Below are 19,731 nucleotides of genomic sequence, written 5' to 3' on the forward strand. Positions count from 1 at the left end.
TGCCGGTTCCCCCGGCCTGCCTGCACGCTGCCCGGTCCTCCCAAGGACCGGGCCTTTCTTTTCGGGCTATCGTCGATCCATGCCCCGCTTGAACTGATCGAAAATCGTCTCCATGCCCTTCTGATACTCGTCGCGCTGCTGCGCGCCGGTCTCGAACATCTTGCCGAAGATATCGTCGAACGGGTTCCGCGGCCTGCCGCTCGGATTGGTCTGCGGCTGCGGCGCCTGGCGTGGCTGAGACGCCTGCGGTTGCTGCGGCGCCGGCTCGGCCCCGGGCAAGCCGAAACCGCCGCCACCTTGCCGCAGCATCTCCTCGAACATCTTGCCCAGCGGGTTGTCGCCATAGGGGCTTTGGGCCTGCGGCTGCGTCCGGCCTTGCGGCTGTTGCGCGCCGCCGCCGAACATGTCCTGCAGCACCTTGCCGAGCGGGTTGTCGCCATAGGGATTGGGCGCCTGCTGCGGCTGGCTCTGCGGCTGCTGCGCGCCGCCGCCGAACATGTCCTGCAGCACCTTGCCGAGCGGGTTGTCGCCGTAGGGATTGGGCGCCTGTTGCGGCTGCTGCGCGCTGCCGCCCGCCTGTCGCATCATCTGCTCTATGATCTCGCCGAGCGGATTGCCGCCGCCGCCGAAGCCGCCCGCCGCCTGCATCTGGTTGGTGGTCTGCTTGAACAGCCCGCCCATCATCATCGATGCCATCGCCGGCAGCATCTGCTGCAGCACCTGCTGGCTGAGACCGGTCGCTTGCGCGGCCTGGCTGGCGACGGCCCGCGACAGCTCCTTCGAGCCGAACAGATGGCCAAGAATGCCGTTGCCCTCGTTGATGCCTTGCGGCGAGAAGGCCCGGGTCGCGTCCTCGAAATATTTGGCGTGCTGGCCGCTCGCCATCGCCGTCATGAAAGCGCCGAGCCCGTAGGGGTCGGCCGTGTTGCGCTGCAGCCCTTGCGAAAAGGCCGGCAGCAGCGCCTCGACCGCGGCCTGGGTCTGCTGCATCGAAAGCCCGAACTGCTGAGCCAGCGCCTGCATGCCGGCGCCGTTCTGGGCCTGGGCGAATATGTCGAACAGGGAAGGCATTGGGTTCTCCTCCGGGAACATCCTCGTTGGAGAAGCCTAGTTCGTTTCCATCGCTGATTGAAGCGGCTTTTGCCGCCCTCTCCGCCGGGCGGACGGCGAAGGGTCAGTAAGCATATTCCATGAACACCGGCTCGATCGAGCCGCCCCAGCGCGTGTGGTAGGCCGACAGCATTTCCTCGGCGCTGGTCGTGCCGCGCGCCACGACTTCGTCCAGCGTGTTGAGGAACGAGGTCTCGTCATAGCCGTCGCGGTTCTTGCGGGCGCGGTTCTTCAGCCCCGAGCGCGAAATGGCGAGCACGTCGCGGGCGACATCGCGCAAGGTCGTGTTGCGGAACGGCGCCGAAATGCCCAGCTCCGGCACCGCGTTGCGCATTGCCAGCACTTCCTTGTAGGTCCAGCTCGCGGTCAGCGCCTCGGCGGCCTCCAGCGCCGCCTCGTCGTAGAGCAGCCCGACCCAGAAGGCCGGCAGCGCGCAGATGCGCCGCCACGGCCCGCCGTCGGCGCCGCGCATTTCGAGGAAGCGCTTCAGCCTGACGTCGGGGAACAGCGTCGACAGATGGTTCGCCCAGTCGCCCATCGTCGGCAGCCCGTCCGGGACCTCATTGCGGGCGGCCCCTGCCATGAACTGGCGGAAGGTGATGTGCGTCATGTCGTGATAGTGGCCGTCGCGGATGACGAAATACATCGGCACGTCGAGCGCCCATTCTACATAGTCGGCGAAGCCGAAATCGGGCGAGAAGCAGAATTCGAGCAGGCCGGAGCGCTGGTTGTCGGTGTCGCGCCAGATATCGCCGCGCCAGCTCTGCAGTCCGTTCGGCCGGCTTTCGGTGAAGGGCGAGTTGGCGAACAGCGCCGTCGACAGCGGCTGCAGCTTGAGCGAGACCTGCATCTTGCGGCGCATGTCCGCCTCGCTCTCGAAGTCAAGGTTCACCTGGATGGTGCAGGTGCGGTACATCATGTCGAGGCCCCTGGTGCCGACCTTCGGCATGTAGCGCGTCATGATCTCGTAGCGCGACTTCGGCATTTTCGGCGTTTCGGCGAGCGACCATTTCGGGCTGCCGCCGAGGCCGAGGAAGCGGATGCCCAGCGGTTCGGCGATCTCGCGCACCTGGGAGAGGTGCGCGTTGCCCTCGCGGCAGGTCTGGTGGATCGACTCCAGCGGCGCGCCCGACAGTTCGAACTGGCCGCCGGGCTCCAGCGAGATCGCCCCCTGGCCGGTCGGCTCGACCAGGCCGATGATGCGTCCGTCGTCCAGGATCGGGTCCCAGCCGAGTTTTTGCTGCATGCCTTCGAGAATGGCGCGGATGCCGCGCTCGCCGCCATACGGCACCGGCGCGTTGCCGTCGACATAGAACGGAAACTTCTCGTGTTCGGTGCCGATGCGCCATTGCTCGCGCGGCTTGTTGCCTTCGGCAAGATAGGCGACGAGCTCGTCGACGCCCTCGATGGGCCGGAAATCGGTTGTGTCGCGCGCCATGGGAAGCCCTCCGCAGCGGCTATCTCGCCGCCGGGCGCTAAATGGACGAAATGTCAGTAGCCGATCAAGCGAAAAATCCTGAGCCAAGGCTCAACTGGATTTGATCACCAGTCGCCGATCGTCGCCTGCATCACCGCAAGCGCGGCCACGGCGGCGGTGTCGGCGCGCAGGATGCGCGGACCGAGCGGGATGGCGGTGACGAAAGGCAATGCCCTCAGCATCTTGCGCTCGTCGTCGGAAAAGCCGCCCTCCGGCCCGACCAGCAGCGCGAGCTTTGTCTCGCCGACCGCCTGCAGAGCCGGCAGCGGGTTGTTGGTCGAGGCGTCTTCGTCGCAGAAGATCAGCCGCCGTTCCTTGTCCCAGCCTGTCAGCAGGCGCTCGAACTTTTCCGCCTCGCGCACCTCGGGCACGGCGAGAATGCCGCATTGCTCGGCCGCTTCGACGACATTGGCGCGCAGCCGCTCGATGCCCGGTTTTGCAACCTGCGTATGCTGGGTGATCACCGGCTGCAGGATACCGGCGCCCATCTCGACCGCCTTCTGCACCAGATAGTCGAGCCGTCCCTGCTTCAGCGGCGCGAAGCAGTAGACGAGGTCGGGCAGCGGCGGCTGCGGCCGCTGCTGGTCGAGCACCTTCAGCCGCACCGCCTTCTTCGATCTGGCGGCGATCGCCGCCAACCATTCCCCGTCGCGGCCGTTGAAGACCAGGATCTCGGCGCCTTCGGAAAGACGCAGCACATGCATCAGGTAATGGCTCTGCTGCTGCCCGGCGTCGAATTCGATGTCGGCTCCGAGATCGTCCGGCACGAACAGCCGCTGCATCTTGTAATTGGCGCGCATCGCCGAGCAATGGGCGAGGCGGACTTTGCCGTCAAGCCTCGGCCGAAGGGTGCCATGCCGGCGCGTAGCCTTGCCGCAGCACCGAGATGGTGGTCGCCGGTGTCAGCAGGCGAAGCGGCCGGCCAGCCAGGTCGCCAAAAGCGGCCGGTGTGCCATAGCCCGCGAACGACCAGCGCAGCGCCTTGCCGCCACGCAGCGCACAGGCCGTGTTGCCGTCCGCGATCATGCTGCCATCGGGCAGGGCGGCCAGCTCTTCCGGCTTGACCGTTGGCGGCTGGCCGCCCGGGGCCAGCCGCTCCTTGTGCAGCCGCTTGTCGAGCATCGGCGCGCGCGGCTCGGCGATGGCGGAGGCCTCGCCGAACCGGCGGACGAAGTCGCTGGCCCGTTCGCGCCGGCAAAAGAAGCAGGGCCGATGGCCGGCGGCCAGCGCCGTCACCTCGTCGAGGAAGAACAGTTCGGTCCAGCCCGCCTTGCCGCCCGGCCTGTTGCGGCCCATCGGCTCGCGTCGCACATTGCGAAATTGGCACACGCAGATGATCCAGGCCTGAAGCGCCCAGCGCTTCTTCAGCAAGGTCTTCGTGTCGGGGTCGTGGATGATGCCACGATTGCCGGTGAACAGGCCGCGTTCGGACACGGCATGGATGGCGCCGAACGGATCGACCCGGTTCTGCAGTGGCATAGGCGTTCCTTCTTGGCTGCGATGCGGGCGCCATGATATCGCTCGCGGGCTCAATATCATGTCAGCAGGGTTTCGATGCGCGTCCTGGTCGTCCAGAATTTCGACAATGAAGGCCTTGGCCAGATCGGCGCAGCGCTGGTCGAGGCCGGCGCCGATATCGATCTGCGCAAGCCCTACAACGGCGAGGCCTTGCCCGTGCACAGCGGCGAGCATGACGCCATGGTCGTGCTCGGCGGCGCCCAGAACGCGCTCGATGACGAGCTTTGCCCCTATTTCCCCGAACTGCTCGATCTGACCCGCGACTTCGCCGACAGGGACCGCTCGGTGCTCGGCATCTGCCTCGGCAGCCAGCTGCTGGCGCGTGCCTTCGGCGGCGAGAACCAGATCGGCGGTGCCACCGAGTTCGGCTGGCACCAGGTGTCGCTGACGCCGGCGGCGAAGACCGATCCGGTGCTGGCTGCCTTGCCGGAGAATTTCCCGATCTTCGAATGGCACGACGACACCTTCGTGCTGCCGCAGAATGCCGTGCGGCTGGCAGGCAGCGCCGTCGCCGAGAACCAGGCCTTCCGCCTTGGCCGCGCCGTTTACGGCTTCCAGTTCCATTTCGAGGCGGATACGCCGATGGTGCGCGACTGGAGCACATCCTTCGCCTCCCTCATCGCCGAGCGCCATCCCGACTGGAACGGCCGGCTCGACGGCGAAATCACCCGCAACGGTTCCGATGCCGACGCCGCCGGTCTGGCCATTGCCCGTGCCTGGGTGGCGACCATCTGAGGCGTGTCGATATTCGGGTGAGGCCGGCCTGCAAACAATGGCTTCCTGCGCTTCCGCTGCTCACGTACTTCAAAGTGCGCTCCGCTCCGGTTCTCAGAAGCCATAGTTTCGGCTCGGCCTGACCTGAATCTCAACCCACCTTGGCGCACACCGACCTGGGGCGGCGTGACATTATTGGCACGCCACGGCAGTTCCGGCTGGGGAAAACCCTTTTCATCCTTGGTTTGTGTCCGCGCGCCATCCTAGAAGGCGCGCGCTTTGTATCGCCGGTGCAACCGCGATGAACCTTCTGTGTGATCCGCGCGACACACCGGCGATACGGAATCTGCTTAGAAACGCGAAATCGTCGAAACATTGAGACGCATTTTATCGTTTCAACGCATTGGTAACCGGGTCGTGCACAGATGCAGGAAGCTCAACCAGAGATGACGTCCGTGAAAGCAGCGCTTCTGTCCTTTGTCATGCTGTCTGCCATCGTCCTGTGCGGCCTCGGCATCTATTCGGCCGACGCCGCCAACAATCACCAGGCCGTCGACGGCTACGGCGTCACCGCCGCCCTTCGCTAAAGCCTGGTCCTTCCCGACAAACGGAAAGCTGATCCCATAGCCGGGATCATGACTGGAACGGCCGCGCCTCGACCGTCAGGATGCGCTTATCCGCGCCGTCGACGACGAGCGCGCTGAGCGTTCCCGAATGCCATGCGAGCGTGTCGACATTGACGCGGTTGGCCATGATTTCGGCCTCCGGCACCGGTGTGTGCCCATGCACGATCACTTTCGGATAAAGGCCGGGGTGATCGTGAAAGGCGTCGCGAATCCAGATCAGGTCCTGCGGACTCTGGCTTTCGAGCGGTATGCCTGGCCGGATGCCGGCATGGCAGAAGAAGAAGTCGCCGAACGCCACCGAAAACGGCAGTGAGCGCAGGAAGTCGACATGGGCTCGCGGCACGGCCGCGACCAGGGTCGCGTGTCCCTCCCGCAATGCCGTCTCCGCCGTGCCGAACCAGCCACTGGCCGCAGGCAGCGTCACGCCGTAGGACTGCGCCGTTTGGATGCCGCCATAGCGCATGAACAGGCCGTCCGCGTCGGGCTCGGCGAGAAAGTCGAGGAAGCCGACATCGTGGTTGCCGGCAAGCATCAGATGGCGCGGGTCGCGTGCCCTTGCGTCGAACAGGAAATCGATCACGCCCCTGGAATCCGGACCACGGTCGGTATAGTCGCCGAGATGGATGACGCGCCAGTCGGCGGTCGGCTTGTATTCGAGCTCGCTCTCGATCCGGCGGTGCATGGCGGCCAGAAGGTCGAGCCGGCCATGCACGTCGCCGATGGCGTAGAGCCGCAGGCCTTCCGGCCCGCGCGCGTCGAGATAATGGATGCCGGTTTCGGTCACGGCGAGCGTCTTCCCGTATCGATCATCACGGGAAACTAGAGCGCATAGGTGAATAGGCCCTAGCGCCTCAGCTGGTCCTTGCCCATGTCGGTTACCAAACGCTTACCGCACAGCGCCAGCGTGATGTCCATCTCCTTGCGGATAATCTCCAGCGCCTTGGTGACCCCGTCCTTGCCCATGGCGCCGAGGCCGTAGAGGAAGGGCCGGCCGATATAGGTGCCCTTGGCGCCGAGGCAGAGCGCCTTGAGCACGTCCTGGCCCGAGCGGATGCCGCCATCCATGTGCACCTCGATCCTGTCGCCGACGGCGTCGGCGATCTCCTCCAGCACCTCGATCGACGAGGCGGCGCCGTCGAGTTGGCGTCCGCCATGGTTGGAAACGACGATCGCATCGGCGCCGGTCTGGGCCGCCATCAGCGCGTCCTCCTTGTCGAGGATGCCCTTCAGGATCAGCTTGCCGCCCCAGCGTTCCTTGATCCAGGCGACATCCTTCCACGACAGCTGCGGATCGAACTGCTCCGTCGTCCACGACGACAGCGAAGAGACGTCGCCGACCCCCTTGGCGTGTCCGACAATGTTGCGGAAGGTGCGGCGCTTGGTGCCAGCTATGCCCAGACACCAGCGCGGCTTGAGCGCCAGGTCGATGATGTTGGCGAGCGTCATCTTCGGCGGCGCTGAAAGCCCGTTGCGGACATCCTTGTGGCGCTGGCCGAGGATCTGCAGGTCGAGCGTCAGCACCAGAGCCGAGCAATTCGCCGCCTTTGCCCTGTCGATGAGGTTGAGGACAAAGTCCTTGTCGCGCAGCACGTAGAGCTGGAACCAGAACGGCTTCTTCGTCACTGAGGCGACATCCTCGATTGAGCAGATACTCATTGTCGACAGCGTGAACGGCACGCCGAACTCCTCCGCCGCCTGGGCCGCCAGCATCTCGCCATCGGCGTGCTGCATGCCGGTCAGCCCGGTTGGCGCCAGCGCCACCGGCATCGCCACCTTCTCGCCGATCATGGTCGTTTCCAGCGAGCGGTTGCTCATGTCCACCAGCACGCGCTGGCGGAACTTGATTTTGGCGAAATCCTCCTCGTTGGCGCGGTAGGTGCTTTCGGTCCAGGCGCCGGAATCGGCGTAGTCGAAGAACATCTTCGGCACGCGGCGGCGCGCCAGGTCCTTCAGATCGGCAATGGTGAGGATGTCGGTCATGGTCTTTCCCGCTGGGTGTTCGCTAATTCGTTGTCTTGGCGCCGTCGCCGGCGTCGGAGCGCTGTCGCAGCCTCAGCCGTGACACGCGCTGCCAGTCGCCGCTGCGTTCGGCCTCGAGCATCGAGCGCTCGACATAGGAGATGTGGTCCATGGCCGCTTGACGGGCAGCCGCCGGATCGCCGGCCTTGATCGCCGCATAGATCGCCCGGTGCTGGTGAAGCAGCGCCTCGCGCGCGCCGGGCACACTGAACACCAGAAGCCGGTTCTGGAACACACCTTCCGACAACAGCCGGTAGCAGGAGCGCAGCGTATGCAGCAGGATGATGTTGTGCGCGCATTCCGAGATGGCGTGGTGGAACTCGATGTCGATCTCGGCCTCGTCGTCGAAATCGCCGGTGCGGTGCGCCTCGTCCATGCGCGCCATGATGCTGTCGAGCAGCGTGAGGTCTTCCGGCGTGGCGCGCCGCGCCGCATATTCGGCGGCGACCGCCTCGATCTCGCGGCGATACTCCAGATAGTCGGTCACCGCCTTGCGGTGCATCGAGATGAGGTCGGTCACCGGCTTGGTGAACAGCTGGCCGATGACGTCGGCGACATGGGTGCCGCCGCCGGCCTTGGTCGTCAGCAGCCCGCGCCCCTCCAGCGCCTTCAGCGCGTCGCGCAGGATCGGCCGTGACACGTCGAACTGGCGCGCCAGCTCGCGCTCGCCCGGCAGCCGGTCGCCGGTGCGCAGCACGCCTTCGAGGATCAGGCTCTCGATCTGCTGCACCACCTCGTCGGCGGTGCGCGAATGCTCGATCCTGGAGAAAATATCGCTCAACGGGGCGCCTGGGAAAGGGAAGGGTTGTCGTCCAGATTAAAGCCTCTGTCCCCAACTGGTCAAATTATTTATCCAATTCCTCCGGTGTGGCTCGCTACCCCCGCCGCCGTCCTATATGCCCGTCAGCTAAACTTTGCTGTTTGCGTCTCCGGGCGATTGGCCCTAGAGGACGCCGATACACGCAGGGTCAAGAACAGGGGGACCGGCCGTGTCGGACGAGACGTCCAATCTCGAATTCCAGCCACGCGCCCAGGGCAGCGTCATGGGTTTTCCGGCGCATGGAGGCCGCGCCGGCGCGCTTGGCGAGGTCCATGCCCGACCGCATCCGCTGATCGAGAAGTCGCGCGTGCTGATCCAGCTTTCCTTCATGACCGAAGGCGGCTCCGGCGTCGACCACGCGGTGCTTTCGGAGATGTCGCGACGCCTTGGCATCGCCGCCCCCGACCGCCAGGCCCGCCACCATGCCATGAAGTGGGGCAAGGGCTCGTTGCGCTGGGAACGGCACACCGAATTCTCCACCTACCTGTGGGAAGGGCCGCTTGCCGAAAGCGCCGGATCGCAGGAAGATTCGCCTTTTGGCAACGGGTTTTCGCCGCCGGGCACGGTCATATCCGGGATCAGGCTCGAGATCCGTAAATGGACGCAGACCAGCGAAAAGCTCATTGCCGATTTCGACCCGACCAGCCTCTGCTACTCTCTGGTCGGCCGCGGCAACGCAGCCATCGTCACCGACTTCCGCCAGGATGGCGACGGCCTGACGCGCATGCTGGTGCTCGACCGCGGTCTGACGCCGGCCAGCACCGGCGCGCTGTCGCAGCGGCTGCTCGACATCGAGACCTACCGGACGCTGGCCATGCTCGGCCTGCCGCTGGCGCTGACGCTCTCCGGCCGCGCCCGCCGCATCGAGGACCGGCTGGCGCAGACGACGCTGGAAATGAAGGGGGCGGAGACCCGCGACAGCCAGACGCTGCTTGCCGACCTGACCGAGCTGGCCGCCGAATTGGAGGCGGATGCCGCCTCCAGCCTCTATCGCTTCGGCGCCAGCCGCGCCTATGACGGCATTGTCGTCGAGCGGCTTGAGGCATTGGAGGAAGAGCCGGTGTCCGGCTACGACACCTGGGCGGGCTTCCTGCAGCGGCGCATGGCGCCGGCCATGCGCACCTGCCGCTCGGTCGAGGAGCGGCAGGCCAACCTGTCGCGCAAACTCACCCGCGCCACCACGCTCCTGCGCACCTGGGTCGATGTCGAGGTCGAGAAGCAGAACCGCGACCTGCTGGCCTCGATGAACAACCGCGCCCGCCTGCAGCTGCGCCTGCAGCAGACGGTCGAGGGGCTTTCCGTTGCCGCCGTTTCCTATTACGTCGTCGGCCTCATCTCCTATCTCGCCAAGGGCGCCTCGATCTTCGGCCACGCCTTCGCGCCCGAAATCGTCACCGCCGCCGCGGTGCCGGTCGCCGTGCTGCTGGTCTGGTGGGGTGTGCGCCGCGTGCGGCGCATGCATTCCGAGCCGGCGAAGCATCCGGGCGAGTAGTCTCCCGCCTCGAGGGGGAGATGTCGCCGAAGGCGACAGAGGGGGTCGCCTCGCGTGGGACGCCAACCTCGTTCGCGACGGAAGATGCGCTGGCGATCTGTGCGAGACGCCCCCCTCTGACCGCTTCGCGGCCATCTCCCCCTCAAGGGGGGAGAACATCAGCGGCAGATTGCCGCTGCGGAAGCACGGCCTGCACCGATTGTCTCATCCCGACCAACGCAGGGGTTTGCAACAAACGCGCTTCACTGGTAAAAGATTTTGACCAGTCGAGTGGAGGAAAGCGCCGATGTCCGGCCTTGCCATGCCGAAGCCAGATGCCGCCACCATGCGCCGGCGCGCCGAGATCGTCGCCGACATGCGCATCATCGTGCCGGGCGAGGGTGTCGTCGACGCGGCCAATGAAATGCGCGCCTTCGAGAGCGACGGCCTCACCGCCTATCGGCAGTTGCCGCTTGTCGTCGTGCTGCCAGAAACGGTGGCGCAGGTCTCGCGGGTGCTCAAATATTGCAACGATCGCAACATCCGCGTCGTGCCGCGCGGTTCGGGCACTTCGCTGTCGGGCGGTGCGCTGCCGCTCGAGGATGCGGTGCTTCTGGTGATGAGCCGCTTCAATCGCATCCTTGCGATCGACTATCCGAACCGCATTGTCGTTGCCCAGCCCGGTGTCACCAATCTCGGCATCACCACCGCCGTCGAGCAGGAGGGCTTTTACTACGCCCCCGATCCATCCTCCCAGATCGCCTGCTCGATCGGCGGCAATGTCGCGGAGAACTCCGGCGGCGTGCACTGCCTGAAATACGGGCTGACCGCCAACAATGTGCTCGGCATCGAGATGGTGCTGATCAATGGCGAGGTGGTGAGGCTGGGCGGCAGGCATCTCGATGCCGAGGGCTACGACCTGCTCGGCGTCATGACCGGCTCGGAAGGATTGCTCGGCGTCGTCACCGAGGTCACGGTGCGCATCCTGAGGAAGCCGGAGACGGCGCGCGCGCTGCTGATCGGCTTTCCGACCAGCGAGCAGGGCGGCCAGTGCGTCGCCGACATCATCGGCGCCGGTATCATTCCCGGCGGCATGGAGATGATGGACCGGCCGGCGATCCACGCCGCGGAGGATTTCGTCCATGCCGGCTATCCGCTCGACGTCGAGGCGCTGCTGATCGTCGAGCTCGATGGACCAGGCGTCGAGGTCGATCACCTGATCGGCCTCGTCGAGGCGATCGCCTATCGCAACGGCTCGACCACCTGCCGCATCTCGCAGTCGGAGCAGGAGCGGCTGAGCTTCTGGGCCGGCCGCAAGGCGGCCTTCCCGGCGGTCGGCCGCATCTCGCCCGACTATTACTGCATGGACGGCACCATCCCGCGCAAGGAACTGCCCCGCGTGCTCGCCGGCATGCGCGACCTGTCGGAGAAATACGGGCTCGGAGTCGCCAACGTCTTCCATGCCGGCGACGGCAATCTGCATCCGTTGATCCTCTACGACGCCAATGTGCCGGGCGAACTCGACAAGGCCGAGAATTTCGGCGCCGACATTTTGCGCCTCTGCGTCGAGGTTGGCGGCGTGCTGACCGGCGAGCATGGCGTCGGCGTCGAAAAGCGCGACTTGATGCCGGAAATGTTCAACCAGGTCGACCTCGACCAGCAGATGCGCGTCAAATGCGCCTTCGACCCCAACCACCTGCTCAACCCCGGCAAGGTCTTCCCCCAGCTCCGCCGCTGCGCCGAGCTGGGGCGCATGCACGTGCATCGCGGGCAGGTGGCGTTTCCGGACATTCCGAGGTTTTGATGGGGGCCCAGGATCAAAGTTCCTCGCCCCCGCAAAGCGGGGGAGAGGTGGCTCGGGCGAAGCCCGAGACGGAGAGGGGGACACCCTCTCAGCCAAGCCGCCGCTCGCCAGAGAAAATTGCTCGTGCGCGCGAGCTTCGTCATGGTGAGAATCAGGCGGAGGCAACCCTCTGGAACGAACTGAAGGCAAAGAAACTGGGCGGATACAAATTCATTCGCCAAATGCCCGTCGGCTCGTACTTCGCGGATTTTGCTTGCAGAAACCAACGTTTGATCGTGGAGCTGGACGGCAGCCAGCATGCTGAGAGTAGCTACGACAGACGGCGAGACGAGTTCATGCGAGGCGAAGGCTTCTCGGTGTTGCGCTTCTGGAATCTCGACGTGTTGAAGAACAAAAGGAGTGTTTGCGAAACGATCCTTGCAGCGCTTGAAGGGCGGCTCGCCGAAGATGTTGTCGCTCCGGACCTCAGGTTTGTTTTCGCCGCCAAGAAGATCGGAGACAGCGCTCTATGATGGCCCCCTCTCCGTCTCGGGCTTCGCCCGAGCCACCTCTCCCCCGCTTTGCGGGGGCGAGGAAAGGTGCCAAGCCATGACCACCTTCACCCCATCCACCGCCGCCGAAGTCCTCTCCACCGTCCAGTGGGCGGCGGCGGAGGAAGCGCCACTGGAGATCCTCGGCCACGGCTCCAAGCGTGGCATCGGCCGTCCGCAGCAGAGCGAGCACACGCTCGACCTTTCGAAACTTTCCGGCGTCACCCTCTACGAGCCCGCCGAGCTGGTGCTGTCGGCCAGAGCCGGCACGCCGCTCGCCGACATCGACAAGCTGCTCGCCGAAAACGGCCAGCAATTCGCATTCGAGCCGATGGACTATGGCCCGCTGCTCGGCGGCGAGCCGGGCCAAGGGGGCAAGGGCGGCACGATCGGCGGCGCGCTTGCCGCCAACCTGTCAGGCCCGCGCCGGCTCAAGGCGGGGGCCGCGCGGGACCATACTCTCGGAATATCGGCGGTTGCCGGCCGCGGCGAGGCCTTCAAGTCCGGCGGTCGCGTCGTCAAGAACGTCACCGGCTACGATCTGTCGAAGCTGATGGCAGGAAGCTGGGGCACGCTCGCCGTGCTCACCGACGTCACCTTCAAGGTGCTTCCGGCGGCGGAGACCGAGGTGACTTTAGCCATCCGTGGCCTGCTCGACGATGCTGCCGTCGCGGCGATGGCGCTCGCGCTGGGCTCCAGCGCCGAAGTGTCGAGCGCCGCCCACCTGCCGGAGCGCATCACAGCGCGCGTCGCCGGTGGCAAGCATGGCGGCGATGCCGCGACGCTGCTGCGCGTCGAGGGTTTTGGCCCTTCCGTGGTCTATCGCATCGAGGCGCTGAAGAGCCTGCTCGGCAAAGCAGGGCCGCTGGAGGAGATCGCCGGCGAGGCGTCGAAGGCCATCTGGCGCGATATCCGCGATTGCATACCCTTCGCCGATGGCGGCGCGAGACCGGTCTGGCGCGTCTCGATGGCGCCGTCGCAGGCGCATCACATGGTGATGGCCCTGCGCATGCAGGCGGCGGTCGACGCTTTCTACGATTGGCAGGGCGGTCTGGTCTGGCTGTCGATGCGCGAGAACGACCCCGAGGCCGACCTGCTGCGCAGCCTGATCCGCAAGCATGGCGGCGGCCACGCGACGCTGGTGCGCGCCGCGCCCGCGCACCGCGCCGCGCTGCCGGTGTTCGAGCCGCAGCCGCCGCATCTGGCGGCGCTGTCGGCGCGGCTGAAGGCCGAATTCGACCCCAAGCATATCCTCAATCCCGGCCGAATGGCGCCGGGTTCCAGCTCTGCTACTCTGGCACACTCATCGGAAGGAGCAGCACAATGAGCAACATCAATCCAGGCCCGGGCGGCGCACCTCGCCAGACCGATCGCTGGCTGGAGCCGGGTTCGACCAACGCCCTGGTCATCTACATTCTCTATCTCGCCGGCCTCGTCATTGGCGTCACCGGCATTGTCGGCATCGTGCTTGCCTACATCAACCGCGGCAAGGCCGGCGGCTTCGTCGAAAGCCACTACACCTTCCTGATCAGGACCTTCTGGATCGGTTTGCTCTACGCGCTGATCTCCGTGGTCCTGATGATGCTCGTGATCGGCTTCCTGCTGATGTTTGCCGCTGCTGTCTGGTTCATCGCCCGCTGCATCCTCGGGCTGCAGGCGCTGCAGCGCGGCGAGCCGGTCAAGAACCCGCAAAGCTGGCTCCTCGGACAATAGGCCCCCCGGTGCAGACCAAATTCTCAGCCGCCCAGCTTGCCGATCCGCACGTCGCGGAATCGGAGAAGATCCTGCGCAAATGCGTGCATTGCGGCTTCTGCACCGCCACCTGCCCGACCTATGTGACCTTGGGCAATGAGCTGGATTCGCCGCGCGGGCGGATTTATCTCATCAAGGACATGCTCGAGAACGGCCGGCCGGCCGACAAGGAGATCGTCACCCATATCGACCGCTGCCTGTCCTGCCTCGCCTGCATGACGACATGCCCCTCGGGCGTCAACTACATGCATCTGGTCGACCATGCGCGCGTTCACATCCAGAAGACTTACAAGCGGCCGCTGCTCGACCGGCTGACGCGAACCGTGCTGGCTTTCGTGCTGCCCTATCCCTCGCGCTTCCGCGCCGCATTGAAGCTGGCCGGGCTCGGCAGGCCGTTCATCGGCCTGTTCGAAAAGCTGCCGGCGCTAAAGCCTGTCGCCGCCATGCTCAGGCTTGCGCCATCCTCGATCCCGGCGGTGTCGGCAATGGCCTTGCCTGGCGTGCACGCCGGGCAGGGCACGCGCAAGGGCCGCGTTGCCATCCTGACCGGCTGCGCGCAGTCGGTGCTCGATCCGGCCATCAACGAGACGACCATCTCGCTGCTGACAAGGCTCGGCGTCGAGGTGGTGGTGCCGGAAGGCGAGGGCTGCTGCGGCGCGCTCGTCCACCATATGGGCCGCGAGGAGGCAGCCCTTGCCTCGGCGAGGCGGAACGTCGACGCCTGGACGCGCGCCATCGACCAGGGCGGGCTCGATGCCATCGTCATCACCGCATCGGGCTGCGGCACCACGATCAAGGACTACGGCTTCATGCTGCGCCTCGATCCGGCCTATGCCGAAAAGGCCGCGCGGGTCTCGGCGCTGGCCAAAGACATCACCGAATATCTGGCCGGTCTCGACCTGCCCGAACCGCTGCGCAAGCCGGGCACCGTCGTCGCCTATCATTCCGCCTGCTCGATGCAGCACGGCCAGAAGATCACCCGGCAGCCGAAGGAGCTTCTGGCCAGGGCAGGCTTTGTCGTGCGCGAGCCGCGCGAAGGCCATCTGTGCTGTGGGTCGGCCGGCACCTACAACATCCTGCAGCCCGAGATCTCGGCAAAACTGCGCGACCGCAAGGTGAAAAACATCGAGGCGACAGGCGCCGAAATCGTCGCCACCGGCAACATCGGCTGCATCACCCAGATCGCGTCCGCCGCGAAGCTGCCGGTGGTGCACACGATAAAACTGCTCGACTGGGCCTATGGTGGCGAGCCGCCCAAAATGAGTTGACCACGCAGCGTTTGCCGAGGACGATGCGGCGATGTCCAATCCACGACTGCAAGATATTCAAACCGCAGTTCGTCTTCTAACAGACCTGTCGCGTTCGACGTTTCAGGGTCGCTATGCCGACTGCGAAGCCATTATCGCCCAACACTTGAAAGACGGATCGGCGTTCCTGCTTGAGCTGATCAAGGCGGCTGTGGAAGCGGGCGTTCACCAGGTCACTCTGATCGAAGACGCGGTTTCGTTCCTCGACGATGCGGACTTGGCCCGCCTTGCATTTTTCCTCCAAAGCGCAGCAAGCCGCGGGACGGATGTCGAAGACTTGTTGTCTCACGCTTTGCTGCAGGCTCCAGAGTTGTTTCCAGACGCCGCGCTGGCGACCAGTTACGATTTTGCGGACTGGCAGCAGCATACCGATCTGCGGTCAGCCCCAGCGTGCAAACATTTTATCTTCGAAGGGGGTTCTCCGAGCGACTCGCCCTTTCCGACGCACCGCAACCACCCCACTTGGCATCTGCCGACCACCGGCGGACCACTTGCGGTTGGCGGCAGAGGTTCGGCGACATGTCCAGTCTGCCGGCAGAAATTGACTCACTTGGTTACACTGGACAGTTCTGAGGAGAAGTCTGTTCCTGGGCTTTCCATCGAAACCTGCGCGAACTCTCTCGAGCCGACCTATTATTCGCACGATGCCGAGGGCAGGCCGACGCCCATTGGCCCATTTCATTCCGATGATGGTTCCGCAATCGAGCCGGCTTCGCTTGTGAGCACCGTGCGCGTGGCGGCCACGCCGCCACGCTGGCTCAGACAGTCCTATGGAATAAGCAATTCGCGGCAGAACCTGTTTCGGCTCGGCGGACTGCCGTCCTGGGTCCAAGGACCGCAGTTCCCGCTGGTTCCTGGAACGGATCGGGAAATGAAATTTCTGCTGCAGTTCGACTCGCTGGCCGGCTTCTTCTGGGGCAGCGGCGGCATGCTTTACGTCTTCTGGGACGAAGAAAGCCGGATCACATGCCATGTGTCGCAGTGGACCTGACGACAGCAGTTACTCCGCCGCGAGCTTGTCCGCCACGCCGTAGGTCGCCTGGTAGAGGGCGCGCTGGCGGCTGAGCGCCACCATCGTGTTGCGCAGCAGGATGGCCACCGTGATCGGGCCGACGCCGCCCGGCACCGGCGTGATCCAGGAGGCCACATCCTTGACGCTTTCGGTGTCGACGTCGCCGACGATGCGGGTCTCGCCGTCCGGTCCGATCTCGGAATTGATGCCGATGTCGATGACGGCGGCGCCCGGCTTCACCATGTCGGCCTTGATCAGCCGCGGCTTGCCGACGGCGACGAACAGTGCATCGGCGCGCCGCGCATGCGCTGCCACCGAGCGCGTCATGTGGTGGCACACGGTCACCGTCGCGCCCTCGCTCATCAACAGGAAGGCGATCGGCTTGCCGACGATCTCGGAATGGCCGACGACGACCACCTCGAGCCCCTTGAGGTCGAGGCCGGTCTCCTTGAGCAGCTCGACCGAGGCTGCCGCCGTGCAGGGCGCCAGGTCGAGCTGGTTGTAGACGATGTTGCCGATCGACGCCGGATGCATGCCCTCGACGTCCTTTAGCGGATGCACCGCCGCCTGCAGCGTCTTGATCGGGATGTGCACCGGCACCGGCCGCTGGATGATGATGCCGGTGACGCGCGGATCGGCATTGAGGCCGTGGATCGCGGCCTCCAGTTCGCCGGCGGTGATGTCGGCGGCAAAGCGCCGTTCCTCGAAGCCGATGCCGGCCAGTTCCGCCTTGGCGCGCTGGTTGCGCACATAGACATCGACCGCGGCGGTGTCGCCGACGGTGATCGACACCAGCTTCGGCGGAAAACCTTCGGCGGTGGCGATCGCGGCGTCCTCGCGCACGGAGGCGATGATGCGCTGGGCCACCGGCCCACCCTTGAGATAGCGGCTGTCGTCGGACCGGGACATGGTTGACCTTTGGTGTCGGGAATTGTGCGCTGCAATAGCAGAGGCCGTCCGGGAAATCAGCCTCCGAAAACGAAACGCTCTGCCTTCAGCGCGACGCGTTTTGCCTCGAAAGGCGAAAGGGCAGCACGGTTTCCCGTGCTGCCCTTTCGTGACCGGCCGCATCCCCACACGGCCCGTCCCCCGTTAACTCGTTGCCAGTCTAAGCACGTCTCCCGAATATGCGCTATGGCTTGGGAGCAACAGCTGGCGCCAAAATTAGTCGGCGCTGCCTGACCGGCAGATTCGCAGTCCCTAAATCACCACCACCGTCGTTCCGACATTGACGCGCTCATAGAGGTCGACGACGTCCTCGTTGCGCATGCGGATGCAGCCGGAAGATACGGCGCCGCCGATCGTCCATGGCTGGTTGGTGCCGTGGATGCGGTATTCCGTCGTGCCGAGATAAAGCGCACGGGCGCCCAGCGGGTTCTCCTCGCCGCCGGCCAGATAGGTCGGCAGATAGCGGCCCTTGGCGGCCTCGCGCTTGATCATCACCGCCGGCGGGCGCCAGTCGGGCCAGACGCGTTTGTCGGTGATCTTGTGCGTGCCCGACCATTCGAAGCCCGGCTTGCCGGTGCCGACGCCGTAGCGCCTCGCCTTGCCGTCCTTCTCGACCAGATAAAGGAAATTCTGGTGCGTATCGATGACGATGGTGCCTGGCTTCTGCGGCCCGTCGAACGCGACTTCCTGCGGCAGGTAGATCGGGTTGATCTGCGGCCGCATCGCCGTGCGCCGGGCCGGCTGCTGCACCGCCGCCGTGCGCTGCTGGTCGGGCTGGACCTGCAGATAGCGCCGCTGCGGCTGCTGCACCATCTGGCGGGTCTGCCGCACGATACCAGGCGCATGGCCGAGCTGCAGCACCCAGGGCGCCGAAAGGTCGGGGCTCACCATCACCGGCGGCCGGTCGGCATAGCGGTCATCGGCATTGGAGGAGGTGGCGCCGGCGGCAAGAACCGCCGCGGCACCCAGCAGGGAAAACAAGACTGTCTTCATCGGAACGCACCTTGATCGTCGAACGGACGGAGGCACGAAACCGCCCCCGGTTGCGCGATCCTTGGCGCCAAGCGGCAACCGAAACATGAATCGGAATGCGTAAAATGCCGATGTGTCAGTAAACCTTTTGGTGTGGTTACCGGCCGGTTCAGGAATCTGGTAAAGCCACGGTAAAACAGGCGCCGAGGCGCATTAACGAATGGATTTCTGGCAATGGGAACTGAAAATGCCGGCCTGCTCGACGGTCCCGACGGCAAGGCGCGCTGCTTCTGGCACGGCAATCTGCCGGACTATATGCACTACCACGACCGCGAATGGGGCCGCCCGGTAACCGACGACCGGCGGCTGTTCGAGAAGATCTGCCTCGAAGGCTTCCAGTCCGGGCTTTCGTGGCTGACCATCCTGCGCAAGCGCGAGAATTTCCGCGAGGCCTTCGCTGGCTTCGACTTCGACAAGGTGGCTCAGTTCACCGACAAGGATGTCGAGCGCCTGCTCGGCAATGCCGGCATCATCCGCCATCGCGGCAAGATAGTCTCGACCATCAACAACGCCAAACGTGCGCGCGAAATGGTCGACGAGTTCGGCTCGCTGGCCGCCTGGTTCTGGAAGTTCGAGCCGGGGGCCGGCGAACGGCCCGAAATCGTCGACCTCGCCCATCTGCGCGCCAATCCGACGACGGCGGTCTCGGTCCGCATCTCGAAAGAGCTGAAGAAGCGCGGTTGGAGCTTCGTAGGCCCGACCACCGTCTATGCCTTCATGCAGGCGATGGGCCTGGTCAACGACCATCTCGAAGGATGCGTCTGCCGCAAGGAGGTGGAGGCGGAGCGGAAGAGGTTCAAACGGCCGAAGTGATTTCCTTCCCCTTCTCCCACAAGGGAGAAGGTCAGGTCGCGCCCTCAGATGCCGCTGGCGCCGGTCAGGAACAGGCCGGCGACGATCGCCGCCAGCGCGGCGAAGGCCGGGTAGATGACCAGCAGGCCGGTCATCAGCGCATCGCGCATCGACGAGCCCTGGCGCGGCTCCACCTCGAACGGGCCCGCCACCTGGCTCACCGTTACGAGGGCCTGGCCATCGGCCGGACGCAGCCGCGCGGGCAGTTCGCGCGCGCCGCTGTCGATTGTGTCGAATTGTCCCGTGGTGCTCATAGCCCCGAACCCCTTGGTTTCGGTGCGCTTTATCGGCTGCGATTGTGTCGGCACGATGCCGCGCTGATGGCGGAATTGTTTCCTTTTTTGGTGGGGTTGGTTTCAGAAATGCCTCAGGCGTTCCAAACTACTAACCACAGCAATTGGTGCTTACGTCTTCAGCTGCCTGGCGCTGCCCCTCATCGCCCTGCCGGGCACTTCTCCCCGTATAGTGACGGGGAGAAGGGGCTGGTGTCCGAACCGGATAGATAGGTAACAGAATGGACCGATTGCATAGGTGACAGTTTTCTCCCTCGCCGGAGGACCCGGCGATGGTTTGGCGAGAGACTGGCATCATGGACGAGCGGCTTCGTTTTGTAGTGGATTGCCTTTCTGGCGAAGAGACGATGAGCGAGCTTTGTGCGGCCTACGGCATTTCGCGCAAGATCGGCTATAAATGGCTGGGTCGCTACCGGGAGTTTGGCCCGGAGGGTTTGCACGATCGG

Annotated in this window: 21 protein-coding genes; 11 read left to right on the plus strand and 10 right to left on the minus strand. The window is 65.1% G+C overall.

The genetic code is table 11. The features are described from left to right. Window positions 1–66 precede the first annotated feature (66 nt). The 4 genes from EN857_RS21105 to EN857_RS21120 all read right to left on the minus strand — a co-directional run bounded on the left by EN857_RS21105 (window position 67) and on the right by EN857_RS21120 (window position 4,066). Complete coding sequence (locus EN857_RS21105; RefSeq protein ID WP_135859234.1) at window positions 67–1,071, minus strand: DUF937 domain-containing protein; 1,005 nt, start codon at window positions 1,069–1,071, stop codon at window positions 67–69. A 103-nt stretch (window positions 1,072–1,174) separates the two neighbouring features. Beyond that, entirely contained in the window at window positions 1,175–2,548 is a 1,374-nt protein-coding gene (locus EN857_RS21110; protein WP_127283818.1) for a glutamate--cysteine ligase, read from the minus strand. A gap of 104 nt (window positions 2,549–2,652) precedes the next feature. Continuing rightward, window positions 2,653–3,387, minus strand: coding sequence for a 16S rRNA (uracil(1498)-N(3))-methyltransferase (locus EN857_RS21115; protein WP_135859235.1), 735 nt, complete (start codon window positions 3,385–3,387; stop codon window positions 2,653–2,655). A gap of 31 nt (window positions 3,388–3,418) precedes the next feature. Then, window positions 3,419–4,066 carry a hypothetical protein gene (locus tag EN857_RS21120; RefSeq protein WP_135859236.1) on the minus strand — a complete coding sequence of 216 codons (648 nt, stop codon included), beginning with the start codon at window positions 4,064–4,066 and terminating at the stop codon, window positions 3,419–3,421. Between the two features lie 75 nt (window positions 4,067–4,141). Here EN857_RS21120 and EN857_RS21125 point away from each other — a divergent pair, with 75 nt between their 5' ends. Both EN857_RS21125 and EN857_RS21130 read left to right on the plus strand, forming a co-directional pair. Continuing rightward, window positions 4,142–4,840, plus strand: coding sequence for a type 1 glutamine amidotransferase (locus tag EN857_RS21125; protein WP_135859237.1), 699 nt, complete (start codon window positions 4,142–4,144; stop codon window positions 4,838–4,840). A gap of 425 nt (window positions 4,841–5,265) precedes the next feature. Continuing rightward, complete coding sequence (locus EN857_RS21130; RefSeq protein WP_006206855.1) at window positions 5,266–5,406, plus strand: hypothetical protein; 141 nt, start codon at window positions 5,266–5,268, stop codon at window positions 5,404–5,406. A 46-nt stretch (window positions 5,407–5,452) separates the two neighbouring features. On the opposite strand, the gene EN857_RS21135 is transcribed toward EN857_RS21130, so the two are convergent. Genes EN857_RS21135 through EN857_RS21145 form a run of 3 tightly spaced genes read right to left on the minus strand, consistent with a single transcriptional unit; the run spans window position 5,453 to window position 8,245 of the window. Continuing rightward, window positions 5,453–6,229: a metallophosphoesterase family protein gene (locus EN857_RS21135; protein WP_135859238.1), complete on the minus strand. Its 777-nt coding sequence runs from the start codon at window positions 6,227–6,229 to the stop codon at window positions 5,453–5,455. A gap of 59 nt (window positions 6,230–6,288) precedes the next feature. Continuing rightward, window positions 6,289–7,425, minus strand: coding sequence for an alpha-hydroxy acid oxidase (locus EN857_RS21140; protein WP_135859239.1), 1,137 nt, complete (start codon window positions 7,423–7,425; stop codon window positions 6,289–6,291). 22 nt (window positions 7,426–7,447) lie between these two features. Beyond that, the gene (locus EN857_RS21145) at window positions 7,448–8,245 is read right to left on the minus strand and encodes an FCD domain-containing protein (protein WP_126056410.1); all 798 of its coding nucleotides are present in this window, start codon (window positions 8,243–8,245) and stop codon (window positions 7,448–7,450) included. Between the two features lie 208 nt (window positions 8,246–8,453). Here EN857_RS21145 and EN857_RS21150 point away from each other — a divergent pair, with 208 nt between their 5' ends. The 7 genes from EN857_RS21150 to EN857_RS21180 all read left to right on the plus strand — a co-directional run bounded on the left by EN857_RS21150 (window position 8,454) and on the right by EN857_RS21180 (window position 16,139). Then, window positions 8,454–9,776, plus strand: coding sequence for a DUF3422 family protein (locus tag EN857_RS21150; protein ID WP_135859240.1), 1,323 nt, complete (start codon window positions 8,454–8,456; stop codon window positions 9,774–9,776). A gap of 286 nt (window positions 9,777–10,062) precedes the next feature. After that, window positions 10,063–11,559, plus strand: coding sequence for an FAD-linked oxidase C-terminal domain-containing protein (locus tag EN857_RS21155; RefSeq protein WP_127393189.1), 1,497 nt, complete (start codon window positions 10,063–10,065; stop codon window positions 11,557–11,559). Further along, window positions 11,559–12,071, plus strand: a complete 513-nt coding sequence (locus tag EN857_RS21160; RefSeq protein ID WP_135859241.1) for a DUF559 domain-containing protein — start codon at window positions 11,559–11,561, stop codon at window positions 12,069–12,071. The genes EN857_RS21155 and EN857_RS21160 overlap by 1 nt, the downstream gene beginning before the upstream one ends. 76 nt (window positions 12,072–12,147) lie before the next feature. Beyond that, on the plus strand, window positions 12,148–13,416 hold the full coding sequence (gene glcE, locus EN857_RS21165) for a glycolate oxidase subunit GlcE (RefSeq protein WP_135859242.1): 1,269 nt from the start codon (window positions 12,148–12,150) through the stop codon (window positions 13,414–13,416). Further along, window positions 13,413–13,802 carry a DUF4870 domain-containing protein gene (locus EN857_RS21170; protein WP_135859243.1) on the plus strand — a complete coding sequence of 130 codons (390 nt, stop codon included), beginning with the start codon at window positions 13,413–13,415 and terminating at the stop codon, window positions 13,800–13,802. The genes glcE and EN857_RS21170 overlap by 4 nt, the downstream gene beginning before the upstream one ends. 8 nt (window positions 13,803–13,810) lie before the next feature. After that, on the plus strand, window positions 13,811–15,109 hold the full coding sequence (gene glcF, locus EN857_RS21175) for a glycolate oxidase subunit GlcF (RefSeq protein WP_135859244.1): 1,299 nt from the start codon (window positions 13,811–13,813) through the stop codon (window positions 15,107–15,109). Between the two features lie 31 nt (window positions 15,110–15,140). Next, window positions 15,141–16,139 carry a hypothetical protein gene (locus tag EN857_RS21180; RefSeq protein ID WP_135859245.1) on the plus strand — a complete coding sequence of 333 codons (999 nt, stop codon included), beginning with the start codon at window positions 15,141–15,143 and terminating at the stop codon, window positions 16,137–16,139. Window positions 16,140–16,148: 9 nt separating this feature from the next. On the opposite strand, the gene EN857_RS21185 is transcribed toward EN857_RS21180, so the two are convergent. Both EN857_RS21185 and EN857_RS21190 read right to left on the minus strand, forming a co-directional pair. Next, window positions 16,149–17,069, minus strand: coding sequence for a bifunctional 5,10-methylenetetrahydrofolate dehydrogenase/5,10-methenyltetrahydrofolate cyclohydrolase (locus tag EN857_RS21185; RefSeq protein ID WP_128275002.1), 921 nt, complete (start codon window positions 17,067–17,069; stop codon window positions 16,149–16,151). 291 nt (window positions 17,070–17,360) lie between these two features. Next, window positions 17,361–18,101 carry a L,D-transpeptidase gene (locus EN857_RS21190; RefSeq protein ID WP_127310602.1) on the minus strand — a complete coding sequence of 247 codons (741 nt, stop codon included), beginning with the start codon at window positions 18,099–18,101 and terminating at the stop codon, window positions 17,361–17,363. Window positions 18,102–18,314: 213 nt separating this feature from the next. Here EN857_RS21190 and EN857_RS21195 point away from each other — a divergent pair, with 213 nt between their 5' ends. Continuing rightward, window positions 18,315–18,953 (plus strand): DNA-3-methyladenine glycosylase I, encoded by a 639-nt coding sequence (locus EN857_RS21195; protein WP_127393817.1) that lies wholly within the window; start codon window positions 18,315–18,317, stop codon window positions 18,951–18,953. Window positions 18,954–18,997: 44 nt separating this feature from the next. Here the strand turns inward: EN857_RS21195 and EN857_RS21200 are convergent, their stop codons facing one another. Beyond that, entirely contained in the window at window positions 18,998–19,246 is a 249-nt protein-coding gene (locus tag EN857_RS21200) for a hypothetical protein (RefSeq protein ID WP_127393818.1), read from the minus strand. A 311-nt stretch (window positions 19,247–19,557) separates the two neighbouring features. Between EN857_RS21200 and EN857_RS21205 the strand changes: the two genes are divergently transcribed. After that, on the plus strand, window positions 19,558–19,731 hold a 174-nt coding region (locus tag EN857_RS21205; RefSeq protein WP_135859246.1), incomplete at its 3' end, for a helix-turn-helix domain-containing protein.

It is taken from the genome of Mesorhizobium sp. M4B.F.Ca.ET.214.01.1.1, assembly GCF_004791545.1.
In the GTDB taxonomy this organism is placed as follows: domain Bacteria; phylum Pseudomonadota; class Alphaproteobacteria; order Rhizobiales; family Rhizobiaceae; genus Mesorhizobium; species Mesorhizobium abyssinicae.

Coding starts and splice junctions, on each gene's coding strand:
- EN857_RS21105 (WP_135859234.1), bottom strand. CDS start 1,071: ATGCCTTCCCTGTTCGACATATTCGCCCAGGCCCAGAACGGCGCCGGC.
- EN857_RS21110 (WP_127283818.1), bottom strand. CDS start 2,548: ATGGCGCGCGACACAACCGATTTCCGGCCCATCGAGGGCGTCGACGAG.
- EN857_RS21115 (WP_135859235.1), bottom strand. CDS start 3,387: ATGCGCGCCAATTACAAGATGCAGCGGCTGTTCGTGCCGGACGATCTC.
- EN857_RS21120 (WP_135859236.1), bottom strand. CDS start 4,066: ATGCCACTGCAGAACCGGGTCGATCCGTTCGGCGCCATCCATGCCGTG.
- EN857_RS21125 (WP_135859237.1), top strand. CDS start 4,142: ATGCGCGTCCTGGTCGTCCAGAATTTCGACAATGAAGGCCTTGGCCAG.
- EN857_RS21130 (WP_006206855.1), top strand. CDS start 5,266: ATGACGTCCGTGAAAGCAGCGCTTCTGTCCTTTGTCATGCTGTCTGCC.
- EN857_RS21140 (WP_135859239.1), bottom strand. CDS start 7,425: ATGACCGACATCCTCACCATTGCCGATCTGAAGGACCTGGCGCGCCGC.
- EN857_RS21155 (WP_127393189.1), top strand. CDS start 10,063: ATGTCCGGCCTTGCCATGCCGAAGCCAGATGCCGCCACCATGCGCCGG.
- EN857_RS21160 (WP_135859241.1), top strand. CDS start 11,559: ATGGGGGCCCAGGATCAAAGTTCCTCGCCCCCGCAAAGCGGGGGAGAG.
- glcE (WP_135859242.1), top strand. CDS start 12,148: ATGACCACCTTCACCCCATCCACCGCCGCCGAAGTCCTCTCCACCGTC.
- EN857_RS21170 (WP_135859243.1), top strand. CDS start 13,413: ATGAGCAACATCAATCCAGGCCCGGGCGGCGCACCTCGCCAGACCGAT.
- EN857_RS21180 (WP_135859245.1), top strand. CDS start 15,141: ATGTCCAATCCACGACTGCAAGATATTCAAACCGCAGTTCGTCTTCTA.
- EN857_RS21185 (WP_128275002.1), bottom strand. CDS start 17,069: ATGTCCCGGTCCGACGACAGCCGCTATCTCAAGGGTGGGCCGGTGGCC.
- EN857_RS21190 (WP_127310602.1), bottom strand. CDS start 18,101: ATGAAGACAGTCTTGTTTTCCCTGCTGGGTGCCGCGGCGGTTCTTGCC.
- EN857_RS21195 (WP_127393817.1), top strand. CDS start 18,315: ATGGGAACTGAAAATGCCGGCCTGCTCGACGGTCCCGACGGCAAGGCG.
- EN857_RS21200 (WP_127393818.1), bottom strand. CDS start 19,246: ATGAGCACCACGGGACAATTCGACACAATCGACAGCGGCGCGCGCGAA.